The organism is Candidatus Paceibacterota bacterium, assembly GCA_041661265.1.
GTDB lineage: Bacteria > Patescibacteriota > Minisyncoccia > JAHIHE01 > JAGLIN01 > JBAZUT01.
The window spans coordinates 193,927-207,517 of the sequence record JBAZUT010000001.1 but is presented as its reverse complement, the minus strand read 5'-3'; the positions used below and the strand labels follow the sequence as shown (position 1 = coordinate 207,517).

The window sequence follows — 13,591 nt, the reverse complement described above, 5'->3', positions numbered from 1 at the left end:
GTTGGACGGTTTTTGCGTGTCTAGGACATACATCAAAAGATACGCAAAAGCGGTTCACAAAGAAGGTGAGCTGTTTTTTAAAAATAACATATAATAATGAAGATGCAGGATCGTACGGATGTGCTTGTAAGTCCCGACAAAAACAAAAGTCCGCGGCTTAAAGACGGTTTTAGTAATATTATAATAGACATTGACGGAGTCGTCTGCGAAGATATTCCGAATGAACAGCCCGAAAGGATGCCGTCGGCGGGGGAAATCGAGGGATCGAAAGAGAAGATCAATGAATGGTTCAATGAGGGTCATATAGTTACGTTTTTCACTTCCAGGACCGAAGAGCACAGGCGGGTAACCGAAAAATGGCTCAAGGCGCATGGGTTCAAATTCCATAAAGTCATCTTCGGAAAGCCCAGGGGAGGGAACTATCACTATATAGACGACAGAGATATCAAGGCGACCAAATTTACCGGCAAACTGAATTTTGAAATAACTTGATCCCATAAATAATAAAATGACATTAGATCGCAAAAACCTATCATCATGTTTGAGCTCATCCGTTCCGGATGGACGGTTTTTGTGTATTTAAAAAACATTTTAAACACATAAAAGCGGTCCATCGGGAAAAGATGGGCTGCTTTAAAACAGGAGGGATAAATAATGGCAAATTGCATCAGTCTTGGAAAATTATTATCTTTGAATGTACGGGATATAGAGGATCTTTTCGGGAAAGAAAGGCTTCCGGAGATCCTCGGAATACTTCGCACAAATAAAAAGATAATAGAAAAAGACGCGATAGAAGAAAAACTGAAAGAGATCGAAAGGGATAGAAAAGAACTTGCCAAAAAATTGATTTTGGCGAAGAATGAGCTGGAAAGCATGGGAATAGCGTACTAGGAGGAATGAGTGATGAAGAACGGAAAACAAGAACAGGAAAAAGAAAAAGCTGTTGAAAAAGGTTTTGAATGGGATCAGAAAGACGATTCTCCGGTAGGGGAAGCGAGAAGAAGCTTCTATAGCGGAGCGTAAATAGCAGGATCAACGCATCTTGCTTTTTTTTTATTTGACTTTGCCGGTATAATTAATTAAAATTGTCCAATGGAGGAAGATAAATGGAGAAAGAAAAGAGAGAGTCATCTTTGGATGAAGTGATCGCGAAGATGAATATCGAGCGCGAAAAGATCATGAAAGAGCAGGAGGAGGCAGATAAAATAAAGCGGAAAGAGGAATATAAAAAAACTATAGAAAAAATATATGATGCGGTTTCCGCCGGGAATCCCGAAAAAGCTTGCAGGATACTGAAAGAATTTGTGGAAAAAGAAGGATCGGGGATCGCGATGACTATGCCTGACGATCCGAGGCTTCCAATACGACATGTATATGGAGGAAGGCCATCGCAAACGATATTTTTCTAACCGGAAACAAATGTTTCCTTTTTTATTTGAAAAAAGACTGAAATAGTCATTCAGTCGTTATTGTTTGTGACATCGATCCTGATCATGTCGCGGGATTCTTCATTTGATATGATGTTCATGAATTCCATATTTGCCAGGATCCATCCGATCCATCGTCCCGCTTTTGCGGATTGGTCGCACTTCATGTTCTCGATCTCGCCAAGCATCCATAGGATATGACCGATCGTTTTCTGTTGTCCGGGTTCCCGCATTCCTTTTTGAGCAGGATATATTTTTGTCCGTATAGTCTTTATGCTATGAGGATAATACATAGCCCTCCTATTCATGTATGAATATAAATGTGATTATGAATGATGTCAACTTCATATCGATTATGGGGGTGGTACTTTTCGGAAGATCGTGCGTATCGATAATAATAAAAAAGCCTATTAATAATAGGTTTTTAGCAATTTCCCATACCCGAAGAGAAAAGCGTTGCCGAAAATGCAATTCCGAAAGCAATATAATGTGCGATTATTGATAATGCGGATTTTTCCACTTCGCCGCTCATCAGGCTAAAGATTGTAAGTAGTGTGGCCAGAAATGATATAAAAAATATCACTTCTCCTAGTTTTTTGTTCTGGTATAGGATATAATGCCTGAATCTTTTAAAAATACATTCCGTTTTCTTTATTGTTATCCCTCCTATTGTTGATTATTGCTATTATAATCATTTTGCCCGATTTGTCAACGGGCATAAGATGGAAAAGAATAAGATGGAAAAGATGGAAAAGATGATTTGATATTGAAAAGGCAGGTGGGTATCAAATGATATTTTATAAAACTGTTTCTTGTTTTCGTCACAGAATAATTAGCAATTGATTATGCTTGACATATTGTCTTTATGCTATATATTAAAGCTAATCAGGAGGGATCAAATGAAACATATAGAACTCAGCAGGGCTACAAAGATAGCGTCTCTAGTGACAATTGCAGGATTACTTGTCGCAAAAGCAGTATTTCCCGAAGCCGTGCTTGCCGTTCCGATAGTCATAACGCTTGGCATGATGATCTTGCTTCCGGTATTGAAAAAGGGAGGAATTACGGGATCAGCGGAGTATGCACAAGCTGGATTCGTGGTAGTAGCAATCTCATTTATTGTAATTATATTAATGATGCTAACGGCACATACAGCAAAATAATGCTGTTTTTTTAATAAAAAAAAGTCCCTGTTGGGGGACTTGTTGCTGATCTATGGCAGATAGTAATCCGCATTTGTGGGATACCATTTTCCGCTCGGAGACATTATCTGAGTTATCGGCTTTTGGGAAAGTCCGACTCTTATAATGGTCCAGTTCTGGTTGTTTCCAGGATCGGCATATTTGTATGCACTTGCTTTTTTGGTCAATGTTACGGTCCTCGAATAGGCATAGCTTCCATATGCGCATTTTGCGAATTTCTTTGCTTGGTTCGGATTGTTCACAAGATACGCATAGCTTTTGTCCCAGCACTTCTTGGGAACCGGAACGACGGTTATATTCACCGTTGCCGGAGCGCTTTCCAGCATGCTATCGTTCGCTGCGAATTCAAAATGGTCCAAACCGGTAAATCCCGGATTGGGATTGTAGGTGGTATTGCCATTCGAAGCAAAATTCGGATCGAGATTCAGAGTTCCGTTTGTCGGATACGAAACGATCCTATATTTCAGGTTGCTGCTGTCCACGTCGTTTGCCGTACCGGTTATTTTCAGCGCCGTATTTTCATTGGTTATCGCATCTTGCGAATTTGCTGTCGGAGCGTCGTTCACCGCGTTTACGGTCACTTCAACAGTTGCGGGCGCACTGTCGATCAGCCCGTTGTTTATCCTGAAAAGGAATGGATCTATGCCGTTAAAGTTCAGCCGCGGCATATACGTCAATTTTCCATTATGGATAAAATCCGGATCCAATCTTATTAAGCCATTTTGAGGCTGAGCTTCCATGAAGAACTCTATGGGATTTCCAAGCGGATCATGACCCGCTAAGGTTATATTGATGGAATTGTCTTCATCTGTCGCTACATTCTGCTCGATCGCTGTCGGAGGGCCGTCCGGAGGCATTTCCGCCGCTTCGCCCAGGACGCTGACGTCATCGATGTACCATCCTTCATAATAGAAGATGGAGTAATCAGTGCCGAAAGTGAATCTGATCATCACGTTATCGTTTCCGATATAGTTTGAAAGATCGAACGTTTCCTCAGTCCAGCCGGGAGCCGATCTTCCGCTATATGCCGGAACTGCTCCGAGCGGGTTGCCTGAGGACAAGGCGTCTTCGGGATATCCATTGATGGGCGCGATCTCGGACCATGAAGTTCCTCCGTCAAATGAGATTTCCACTATTCCTCCGTCATAATGCGGTTCGGTCGAATAGTAGTGCCAGAATCGCAGAATCGCAGATTTCAGATTCTTCAGACTGAAAGCGGGGGATGTCAATGACTCCTTCATATTGTCATATTGATAGTTGCCGTTCAAATTGGTTCCCCAGACATTTACTCCCGAGTGAGCCGATATGATAGTTGAAGAACCTAATTGCCAATTATCATAGTTTCCGGAATGCCACCATCCATTAAGCCCATTTTCGAAGTTATGGTTCATAACAATAACGGGAATCTTTGTGATCCCATTGGCAACATTCGAGATGTCCGCCGGATTGCCGACATTATCGACAGCTTCTATGGCAAATGAATATTCGGTGTCGGAATTCAAATCGGTAATTTCCAAAATTTCGGTCAAACCTGCCTCTTTGGGAATAATGACGCTGTTCAGTTGCGTCGCTGTGTCCCATTGGAAATTCACTGCCGGAGCATATCTTATGATATATGCGCTTGCTCTTCCTTCCATGCCGTCATCTCCCGGAGCTGTCCAGGTTAGTGTTGCGGACATCGTAGACGTGCCGCTCACATTCAGATCGGAAATTGCTGCAGGAGGAATTATGTCGGTTTCCAGAGCATTGAACGCATTCAGTCTTCCTCCGGTCACTGTTTTTCCGGATAGAGACGGGATTCGATCCGTTCCGCCAAGAAGCCGGGCTTCTATTGCCGGAACGTTGCGCCTGATCTCATTGAATTGCGAGATGATCAATCCAACGACTCCTGAAACATGCGGTGTTGCCATCGATGTTCCGCTAAGCGTGTTGTAGCCTGTTGGGCTGCAAAGAGCGCAAGTTCCATTCGGAACCGTGGAATAGATATCAACTCCCGGAGCTCCGAGGTGAACCGTGTTTTTTCCATAGCTGGAGAAATATGCAAGCTGATCGTTATGATCCGTTGCTGCAACTGATATTACCCCGGGGTAATTCGCAGGATATGCCGGATAGGCATCGTTGTCGCTTGCGGAATTTCCCGCTGCCGCTATGAACACTACGCCTTTTTCAATTGAAGAAGTTATGGCATTTTCCAGAAGCGAGGAATATCCTCCTCCGCCCCAGCTGTTGCTCATCACATCCGCGCCATTCTCTCTGGCATAATTGATCGCATCGATCGCATCGCTCAAATATCCCGAGCCGTCAGCACCGAGGAATTTCACTGCCATGATCTTTACATTGTGGTTTACGCCGGCAACACCTATGCCATTATTTGCAACGGCTCCGATCGTACCGGCGACGTGAGTGCCGTGCCCATGGTCATCCATAGGGTCGGAATCGTCATTAGCCGTATCTATTCCATGAATGTCGTCAATGTATCCGTTTCCATCGTCATCGATCCCATTTCCCGGGATCTCATCGAGATTGATCCATATGTTGTTTATAAGATCGAGATGAGTATAGTCGGTTCCGGTATCGATAACTACTATAACGGTTGTGTTATTTCCCGTCTGAACGTTCCAGGCTTCCGGTGCATCTATATCGGCATCCGGAGTACCGCCCGTTTGGCCTACATTATCCATTCCCCAAAGCTTTTGGAACTCAGGATCGTTTGGTACGGAACTTATATGAACAATATAATTCAAGCTTAAGAATTCGACATTCTTATCCTTGCTGTATCTCTCAAGTTCTTTAAGTTCGGAACCGGGCGACACCTTTATTTTTTTATATTTTTCATCCCCTTTGAATTTGATCAGGATCTCTCCTGGAGCAAATTTGTCTTTTTCCTTCTTGTCTTTCTCTATTGTCTGTGCAGACACTACTGCAAGGGCCATTGATGCCACAAGCATCATAACGATGGCAACTGCCAGTGTCTTGACTAGATTTCTGTCTTTCAACTTTTCACCTCTGTATTTTGTTGTCAAAAAACATTACCCTAACAGTTAGGGTAACGCTATGATAGATTATACTGAAACTTCTGACTTGTCAACCCGCTTTTCTGCAGATACGCTGCTGTCATTGACATTTAGCTAAAATATGATACAATGTTGGGTACTTTAAATAATAATTACCGGTTAATATTTAAAGGAGATATTTAAATTTCGGAGGTGATCGGATGAAAAAAACAGTTTGTTTAATAGGCCCTTCCGGAGTGGGGAAGAGCTTCTATGCGAAGCTGCTTGTGAAAGAACTGGATTTCGCAAGGCCCAAAACCATTACAACAAGGAAGGCCAGGCCTGACGATGACAATCACATATATGTCAGTTCGGAAGAATTTCAGGGCATGATCAGAAACAGAAAACTTTTGGAATGGGATGAATATTCCGGAAACTATTATGGAATCATGTTGGATGAATTCCGGAATTTGCTTCTGGATGAAAACAACAACGGAGTCGTGATGGATCTTACGCTGAACGGATGCAGGCAGGTGATGGAACTTTATGGAGAAGTGATGGTCATAGCGCTGCTTCCCGATGATGTTTCATGGCTCAAAAAGAGGCTTGTTGAAAGAGGAGTGAACGGCGTTGATGAGATCGAAAAGCGCATGAAAATATCCGAGAAGGACATAAATGCTATCGGAAAAATGGACGCCTTGATCGTATATTGCAGATTCGAACCGGAAAATACAGATGAGGTTCTTGGCGATATCGTCAGGGCCATAAATAAGGATAAAAAAAACTGAATGTTTCATGAACACATCCGCAGGGCATAAGCCGGCGGATCTTTTAATTGTATTCAGGAATGAAAACCGGAATCATTGACTTTTTCCGATATCTGTGCTAAAAACTTTACAGGAGGAATCGGAAATTGACAGAAATGTTCTGAAGAAAGAAACGATATATGTAGATGATCTTATTGAAGAGCTGGAGCTGTTCCTTTTGAAAATAGATGAGAAATTGAAGCCGGAGCACATTGCATCAGCCGTGACGGCTGAAAAATTTGTTTCTGATTTCAGGCATAAGGAATATATGTATGAGCTGCTTGGCGTGAATACCGAAGATATCAAAAAGGATGTCGCGAAAATGGAGGTTCACCTTGGCAATTACAGGGAGACGGCTCAATTGAGGAAAAAGATCACGGACCTTCTTGAAAAGGCGAGAAAACTGAAATCGGAAGGCAAGGAGTACGCGATAATTCCTGTGAATCATTAGATCAAACGGATCGCTTTATGAGCGATCTTTTTTATTGTGGCGCCAAAAAGCCTGATGGTTCGTACAGTTGTTGGTTTAGATCCGGGAAATAAAAAAAGAGGAACCCGATCTTATTTATAAGATATCCTCATTTCCACTTTTTTTCTTAAGCGATATATTTTTTTTCGCATTCGTCGCACACAAGGATGATCGCGTCAATTCTTGAAAGGATGAACTCCGACAGAGTGCTATTCTCAAGTTTCACGGAATAGACATTCCCGGCATCATCCTTCCGGATCTCTTTAATAATGCCCATCACACCGTCGTGCGAAAATCCATGTCCGTTCCGTCTGCTGAGCGCATCTGCGTTGAAGAACAGCGCTATTCTCTGAGCAACGCGCATTTTCTCTTTTTCTATTTTTTCACATAGCCTGCAATCCGGCAGGCGTTTTTCGATATTTATCACGTGCATTTTTTCCTCCAGGCAACAGCAATTGCTGTCGACATGGAATTATACGGGAAATATGCTGATCTGTCAACCACAAACTACTTGATTTATTCAAAAAAATATGCTATAATTAAATCATTAAAACAAAAATAAAAAACAAAAATGCTAAAAATTGCCTGTAAAAATCAAAAAGGGAACGTCAACATGTTCGCCATTATCATGATCGCGGTCGGGTTATTGTCAATTGCTGCCATATTGGCAGTTATTTTATATTCCGGCAGGATCGGGAAAAACCGTGAAGATATTCTTATTGAAAAAGATTTCAACGGTCCGCAGGAAGTAATCGATTATTCGGTCCAAAATACTCTGAGCCAGAAAACATATTCCATAAATGGAAATATGAACCTGGATATGGGGATAAGATCGACTGAAGCTGCCGGTACGGGTTTCTTGACCATTATGCCGGATTATCGGGTGGCTTATAAAGCGAATTTCAAAGAAAACGTCGATCAATCGGAAATTGGAAACGAGAGATCGTCGGCAAATGTCGGATTGGATATCGAGATGTCTTCTGAAGGGGGGAGCGATGATTATAGCGCCAATTTTGATGTAATGCTTTTCGGCAAGGATTTTGCCTATTTCAAATTGAATAATTTTGATCTGGGCATGATGGGGTTGATGCTGGGATCACAGGCAAAACAATATAAGGGGAAGTGGTACGAAATGAATCTTGAAGAGATGAGGAAGAAGAGCGAAGGAGATTTTTCATTCGACAAATATTCCAGCGAAGAAGTAAAAAAGACGCTTAGCGAATTCAAAATAATAAAATTTTCCGAAGATCTGGGAGTTGAAAATATCGAAGGAACCGATTCTCAGCATTATAAGGCAAAGATCGATGCACAAGCGGTTCTGGGGTATTATAAGGCGTTATTGGATATGCGGGACGCCGAGGCGCGCGGAAGCGATCTGAAAGAGATAACTTCGCAGTCATCCAAGGAATTCGATGAGTTTACAAACAAATATTTCGAACTGATAGGCAGCGTCCTTGAAAAGATCGATATCGATATCTGGATCGGCAAAAAAGATTTTCTTGTCCGAAAAATGAGCCTGAATGGCGTTTACGATAAGGACTTTGTGGGAGGGATCATCAAGAAGACCGTTGCCGAGGAGCAGGTAAAGGCGAGATTGCAGTCGAAAGATTCCTCAGTTAAAAGCTACGCACAGCGCATGAAGAGGGATATGGATGCTTATTATCAGAAGAATGGGAGTTATGAAAGTTTCAAGAAAAGCTCTTCATGGGGAAGTTCCTATTCGGATTCGGTCAATTACAATTCAGACAGCAATTCATATGTCATTTGGACAGCTCTTGGATCCACGGATGATATTTGGTGTATTGATTCCGCGGGAAGGGAAGGATATGCTCCGCTTGGCTTTAATGAATGGGATTGTTCGGAGGCAAGCAGTGAGCCGAAAGGCGCGCCGAAGGACATATCCGTGCTTGTTGATGAAGAGATGGCCAACATAAAAGCGGAGATGGATTTCGGGCTGAAAGCCGATATTATTTTCGGAGAATTCAATGTTCCAGTCGATATTCAAAGACCGGAGAATGCCGAAGACATGTCAAAAATATTCGATAATATGTGAGTTTTTCATTTCGTATAGTTATCGAAAAAGAACGGACGTGTCCGCTCTTTTTTCTATGCAGCCTCAAGGGGAGATCATACTGCTTATCCCGAGTCCTCGGGACTGCGCTCCATAGGGCTTCTGCCCTCTGGCGTTCAGCTTCGGCAAGCTCAGCTTCACTGTCACCCCAGGCGGGTAACTTCCGTTCCCCGACCCCCTCCCGTCCGACTCCCAAATGTACATAAATAAAAAAAACGGAGCAAGTCCGTTCTTTTCAATTATGCAGCCTCAAGGGGAGTCGGACCCCTATTACCAGGATGAAAACCTGGTGTCCTAACCGTTAGACGATGAGGCCATGATCACATTAACATTCTAGCATATTAACATAAAAACAAGAATGCAGGATAAATATGCTTAAAAATAATAGTAAGATATTTATCACTGTCGTATGTTATCAGGAATATGTCCTTTTGTAAAGAGACGGGCCTTAAGACTGAATTATTGCATGTTATTAATGGCGTTTGTTTCAATATAAGATTATATTGACAAATACCGCGGAAGACATTAAATTAATTCCAAAACCCAAAGAAGATGAAAGCTTAAATGACAAAAATAGAAAAAGAACAGTTGGTTATTGCGAACGTAACATTAAAGGCGGGCGGAGCGCCAATTGTCTTGGATCTGCCGGACGCTATGTCGGAAACATTTGGAGAAATAAAGTTGAGGCTTCTTGAAGGACATCTCGGTTTGTGGGAAAGAGAAGTCGGAATCATGTTCCCAACTTCATTCGAGATGAGCAAAGAAGAGCTTGTGCTGGAGATCGAAGAGAAAGCGAAAAAAAGAAACATTTTATTTGAAAGGCATAGCATCGGACTGCTTGGACTGGGAAGCACTAAATTCAGGGAAGAGGGTATTGGAGGGAACAACCTGGATTGGCCAACTTCGCTCTTTATAAAAACAGTCCATTATAACAGAGAAAGAAAGGTAACTTGGGTTGACCTTTATGTTCTTATGGACTGTTATAGTGAAAATGAAACGATCATTGAGAGGCTTATGAATAGGATCAGGAAAACACCTCAGAAGTCCGGCAAGCTCCTCTCGCTAAGGGATATTCTTGAAAGAAATAAATCAGCTGGATAAAACCGGCTTTTTTTATCCTCGAAATTTATTCGGTCGTAAAAAAGTATCTAGATTTTTAATATATCTATGCTAATATGTTATTATGCTAATATGTTAAAATGACTTATGATCATCCTTTCCATAGAAACATCCTGCGATGAAACGGCCGCGGCAATTGTTGAGTTTTCCCGCGGGAGAGCAAAGATCTTCTCCGACGTAGTTTCATCTCAGATAAAAATTCACCAAAAATATGGCGGGGTCGTACCTTCGCTTGCTTCCAGGATGCATCTGAAAAACACGGTCCCCATTTTGCATAAGGTTTTCAGGCAGGCAGGGATCAAGAAGGATAAGATAGATTATATTGCCGTGACGAACGGTCCGGGACTTATTCCGGCGCTTATGATCGGTGTGAGTGCGGCAAAAACCTTGTCATTCGCTTTGAAAAAGCCTTTGATCGGGATCAATCATATCGAGGGGCACATATATGCAAATTGGCTGAAAGATAGTTCGAACAGTAGGGACAGGTCGCGACCTGTCCGTACAAAAAATGCCGAGATGGAAGATCAAAATATTTTTGATCTTTTGAAGCCGGAATTTCCGATCCTGTGCCTCACTGTTTCAGGAGGGCACACTCAGCTCATCCTGATGGAAAAAGATCTGGATTACAGAATTGTCGGGGAAACGATCGATGATGCGGCAGGGGAGGCATTCGACAAGGTGGCCAAACTTTTGGATCTGGGATATCCCGGCGGGCCGGTCATAGAAAAAATGGCGAAGTCGGGGGATGAACAAAGGTTCAAATTTACGCGTCCTATGATGCAAAGCAGGGACTATAACTTCAGTTTTTCAGGGCTGAAGACCGCTGTATTATATGAGATCAGGAAAAAAGCAGGCGATGTCGATCCGGAATATAAAAGAGATATGGCGGCATCATTTCAAAGAACGGTCATAGACGTCCTGGTCTCAAAAACAATAAGAGCGGCAAGGGAATATGGCGCAAAAACGATATTGCTTGGCGGAGGAGTGTCGGCAAACCAGGCGCTAAGAAAAGAACTGAGTATTAAGATAGGAGAAGAGCTGCCACTTTCCACTTTCCACTTTCCACTTTCCAGCCTGACTACCGATAACGCTCTTATGATCTCTATGGCGGCTTATTATCATGCGTTGAATAAGAAAGGAATAGCTGACTGGCGGGATATAAAGGCGGACTCGAACTTAGCATTAGCGTGAGGTGTAAAGTTTACAGTATTAAGTATCCGGTATGAATATCTGAAAACATATGCAGGTAATCAAAATAATAGAAAATCAAAATAATATTTGGAACGATTTCATAGCTGAAAACAATTCGGAGTGTTTTTTGCAGAGCTGGGAGTGGGGGGTGTTCCAGAGAAGCGCGGGAAAGAAGGTTCGGATGCTCGCTGTTTTTGATAGGAATAAGATAGCGGCCTTGGCGCTTATCATAAAGAACGATCTGCCGTATTTCGGAAACTATCTTTATTGTCCGAGGGGTCCGGTTATGGATAAATTAAAATATAAAAATGAAAAAATAAAGATTTTGGAGCATTTATTCAATGAAATAGGAGATATGGCAAAAAAGGAAAAAAGCGTGTTTTTGAAGATAGAACCTCTGACGGAGTCCGACTATGAATTGCCCAAGGGTTTCAGAAAGTCGAATATGGATATTCAGCCGAAAAATACGCTTATGCTTGATCTTTCCGGACCGGAGGAAAATCTTATGGCTGGAATGAAACAGAAGACAAGATATAACATCAGGCTTGCTGAAAAGAGGGGGGTTAAGATAAGGATCTCCTCGGACCTCGCGGGCGACTTTCCAAAATTCTGGAATTTGATCGAGGAGACGTCCAAAAGAAATAATATAACTTCCCATTCCGGAGAATACTATTTGAAAATGCTGGAGTCTCTGAAGGAGAACTCGGAGACCGTGCGGAATAGGCTATTCTCACGCCTGTATCTTGCCGAATATAACGGAAAGGTGATCGCTTCGAATATTGTTTTGTTTTTTTCGGATCTTGCGATATATCTTCATGGCGCATCGTCTGACGAAAACAAGAACGTCATGGCGCCCTATCTTCTTCAGTGGAATCAGATCCGGGATGCAAAAAATATCGGATGCAAAAAATACGATTTTTGGGGAATAACGATTGACGGAGAAAAGGAAAGCTGGGCGGGGATAACCAGATTCAAGAAAGGATTTGGCGGTTTTGAAAAAAGATATCCGGGATCTTTTGATCTTGTATATGACAAGATAGGTTATTTCGGATATGGAGTGATAAAAAAAGTTCGAAAGATCCTCTAATTTCAGATCATTGAGACGGATGCGTTCGTCGTATCCGAATAGCCATTATGCAACAAAACGAGCTAAAGGTATAGCTCGTTTTTGTTTGTGCGGAATATATCTATTTATATATTCTCGAGGATCAGCATCAGGATCGATGTTATCACAAGTCCCATGACGGCGCCGACGAAAACTTCCGTAGGCCGATGTCCGACCCTTTCGCGAAGTATCGGATAGTTATCTTTTTTGATCCCGGTCAGTTCTCTTATCAGGTCGTTCATAACCTTTCCGTTGTATCCGATATTGGTCCTTATGAACATGGCATCGTAGATGACTATGTATGAAAAGACGAAAGTTATTGCAAAAAGCATGGAAGACAATCCTTCTTTGATCGCGACCATTGATGTCAGGGAAACAACGAAGGCGGTATGGCTCGATGGCATATGTCCGGAGGTGAGAAGGTATTTAACTTCTATTTTTCCGTGCTTTACGATGGACAATATGAATTTTGTGGCTTGTGTTATGCATCCGGCGATTATCGGGATGATGAAATAGGGATAGATCATTTTTTTTGATATGATTATATCTGAATTATAGCAATAAATCCTTAAAAAATAAAGATATGGGCCGCACATTGTTTTCGGCTGTTGACAGTCCTTGGAATAGTGATATAATCGATATATATCGATATAATAACAATAAGCCATGTTCCCATTCCCAAAATTCTTCAAAGCCGTCGGAGATCCTGTCCGCCAGAGGATACTTTTTTTGCTGAACAAGAATGGCGAGATGCCGGTAAAGGATCTGGTGGAAGAGCTTGGACTTGCACAGTCGACCGTTTCGCATCATTTGAGCATTTTGAAGAAAGCCGGTATTATAGAGGCGCGCGAAGAGGGGACTCAGGCTTATTATTGCGTATGCTGCGATATGATCGCAGGATGCTGCTCGTGCATGAAAAAATTCTTCAAAGGAAAATCGTGATATTTTTTTATCTTAATTAATCGATTTATATCGATGAATAACGCAGGAATCGGCCGATTCAATATAATTAACTAACTAAAAAAAATGAATGAAAGCGACAAGAAGATCGGGGAGAAAATTATGAAATTCCTCGAATTCATAAAGAAAGAATGCCCAGGCTGCTATAAGAAAATGCAGAAGTGCTGCCTGGAAGATGATTGCGGATCGAAAGAATAAAAAAAGAGGGGCTGCAGCCCCTCTTTTAAAATTATCCCGAATCGGATGGA

The 13,591-nt window shown here is 42.1% G+C and carries 16 protein-coding genes and 1 tRNA gene; 12 read left to right on the top strand and 5 right to left on the bottom strand.

Annotation, left to right across the window (positions count from 1 at the left end; all coding sequences use genetic code 11):
• Positions 1-102: 102 nt before the first annotated feature.
• The 3 genes from WC788_01085 (at position 103) to WC788_01075 (ending at position 1,409) form a co-directional block, all read left to right on the top strand.
• Positions 103-492 (top strand): phosphoheptose isomerase, encoded by a 390-nt coding sequence (locus WC788_01085; GenBank protein MFA6096203.1) that lies wholly within the window; start codon positions 103-105, stop codon positions 490-492.
• Positions 493-654: 162 nt separating this feature from the next.
• Entirely contained in the window at positions 655-891 is a 237-nt protein-coding gene (locus WC788_01080) for a hypothetical protein (GenBank protein MFA6096202.1), read from the top strand.
• Positions 892-1,106: 215 nt separating this feature from the next.
• On the top strand, positions 1,107-1,409 hold the full coding sequence (locus tag WC788_01075) for a hypothetical protein (GenBank protein ID MFA6096201.1): 303 nt from the start codon (positions 1,107-1,109) through the stop codon (positions 1,407-1,409).
• Between the two features lie 50 nt (positions 1,410-1,459).
• Here the strand turns inward: WC788_01075 and WC788_01070 are convergent, their stop codons facing one another.
• Positions 1,460-1,735 carry a hypothetical protein gene (locus tag WC788_01070; protein MFA6096200.1) on the bottom strand — a complete coding sequence of 92 codons (276 nt, stop codon included), beginning with the start codon at positions 1,733-1,735 and terminating at the stop codon, positions 1,460-1,462.
• A gap of 591 nt (positions 1,736-2,326) precedes the next feature.
• Here WC788_01070 and WC788_01065 point away from each other — a divergent pair.
• Positions 2,327-2,590, top strand: a complete 264-nt coding sequence (locus WC788_01065; GenBank protein ID MFA6096199.1) for a hypothetical protein — start codon at positions 2,327-2,329, stop codon at positions 2,588-2,590.
• 50 nt (positions 2,591-2,640) lie between these two features.
• On the opposite strand, the gene WC788_01060 is transcribed toward WC788_01065, so the two are convergent.
• Positions 2,641-5,625, bottom strand: a complete 2,985-nt coding sequence (locus tag WC788_01060; protein ID MFA6096198.1) for a S8 family serine peptidase — start codon at positions 5,623-5,625, stop codon at positions 2,641-2,643.
• 218 nt (positions 5,626-5,843) lie between these two features.
• On the opposite strand from WC788_01060, the gene WC788_01055 reads away from it, so the two are divergent.
• A complete protein-coding gene (locus WC788_01055) occupies positions 5,844-6,410 on the top strand; it encodes a hypothetical protein (protein MFA6096197.1) in 567 nt (188 codons plus the stop codon).
• Positions 6,411-6,504: 94 nt separating this feature from the next.
• A complete protein-coding gene (locus WC788_01050) occupies positions 6,505-6,879 on the top strand; it encodes a hypothetical protein (GenBank protein ID MFA6096196.1) in 375 nt (124 codons plus the stop codon).
• Positions 6,880-7,024: 145 nt separating this feature from the next.
• Here WC788_01050 and WC788_01045 read toward each other — a convergent pair whose 3' ends face one another.
• On the bottom strand, positions 7,025-7,330 hold the full coding sequence (locus WC788_01045) for a hypothetical protein (GenBank protein MFA6096195.1): 306 nt from the start codon (positions 7,328-7,330) through the stop codon (positions 7,025-7,027).
• Positions 7,331-7,468: 138 nt separating this feature from the next.
• On the opposite strand from WC788_01045, the gene WC788_01040 reads away from it, so the two are divergent.
• Positions 7,469-8,950 (top strand): hypothetical protein, encoded by a 1,482-nt coding sequence (locus tag WC788_01040; GenBank protein MFA6096194.1) that lies wholly within the window; start codon positions 7,469-7,471, stop codon positions 8,948-8,950.
• Between the two features lie 262 nt (positions 8,951-9,212).
• On the opposite strand, the gene WC788_01035 is transcribed toward WC788_01040, so the two are convergent.
• A tRNA-Glu gene (locus tag WC788_01035) sits at positions 9,213-9,284 on the bottom strand.
• Positions 9,285-9,532: 248 nt separating this feature from the next.
• Here WC788_01035 and WC788_01030 point away from each other — a divergent pair.
• The 3 genes from WC788_01030 to WC788_01020 all read left to right on the top strand — a co-directional run bounded on the left by WC788_01030 (position 9,533) and on the right by WC788_01020 (position 12,365).
• The gene (locus WC788_01030) at positions 9,533-10,069 is read left to right on the top strand and encodes a hypothetical protein (protein ID MFA6096193.1); all 537 of its coding nucleotides are present in this window, start codon (positions 9,533-9,535) and stop codon (positions 10,067-10,069) included.
• Between the two features lie 105 nt (positions 10,070-10,174).
• Positions 10,175-11,278, top strand: a complete 1,104-nt coding sequence (gene tsaD, locus WC788_01025) for a tRNA (adenosine(37)-N6)-threonylcarbamoyltransferase complex transferase subunit TsaD (protein ID MFA6096192.1) — start codon at positions 10,175-10,177, stop codon at positions 11,276-11,278.
• Positions 11,279-11,327: 49 nt separating this feature from the next.
• Positions 11,328-12,365: a peptidoglycan bridge formation glycyltransferase FemA/FemB family protein gene (locus tag WC788_01020; GenBank protein ID MFA6096191.1), complete on the top strand. Its 1,038-nt coding sequence runs from the start codon at positions 11,328-11,330 to the stop codon at positions 12,363-12,365.
• 104 nt (positions 12,366-12,469) lie between these two features.
• Here the strand turns inward: WC788_01020 and WC788_01015 are convergent, their stop codons facing one another.
• Complete coding sequence (locus WC788_01015; GenBank protein ID MFA6096190.1) at positions 12,470-12,910, bottom strand: divergent PAP2 family protein; 441 nt, start codon at positions 12,908-12,910, stop codon at positions 12,470-12,472.
• Between the two features lie 139 nt (positions 12,911-13,049).
• On the opposite strand from WC788_01015, the gene WC788_01010 reads away from it, so the two are divergent.
• Positions 13,050-13,325 (top strand): metalloregulator ArsR/SmtB family transcription factor, encoded by a 276-nt coding sequence (locus WC788_01010; protein ID MFA6096189.1) that lies wholly within the window; start codon positions 13,050-13,052, stop codon positions 13,323-13,325.
• An 84-nt stretch (positions 13,326-13,409) separates the two neighbouring features.
• Positions 13,410-13,541 carry a hypothetical protein gene (locus WC788_01005; GenBank protein MFA6096188.1) on the top strand — a complete coding sequence of 44 codons (132 nt, stop codon included), beginning with the start codon at positions 13,410-13,412 and terminating at the stop codon, positions 13,539-13,541.
• Positions 13,542-13,591 lie beyond the last annotated feature (50 nt).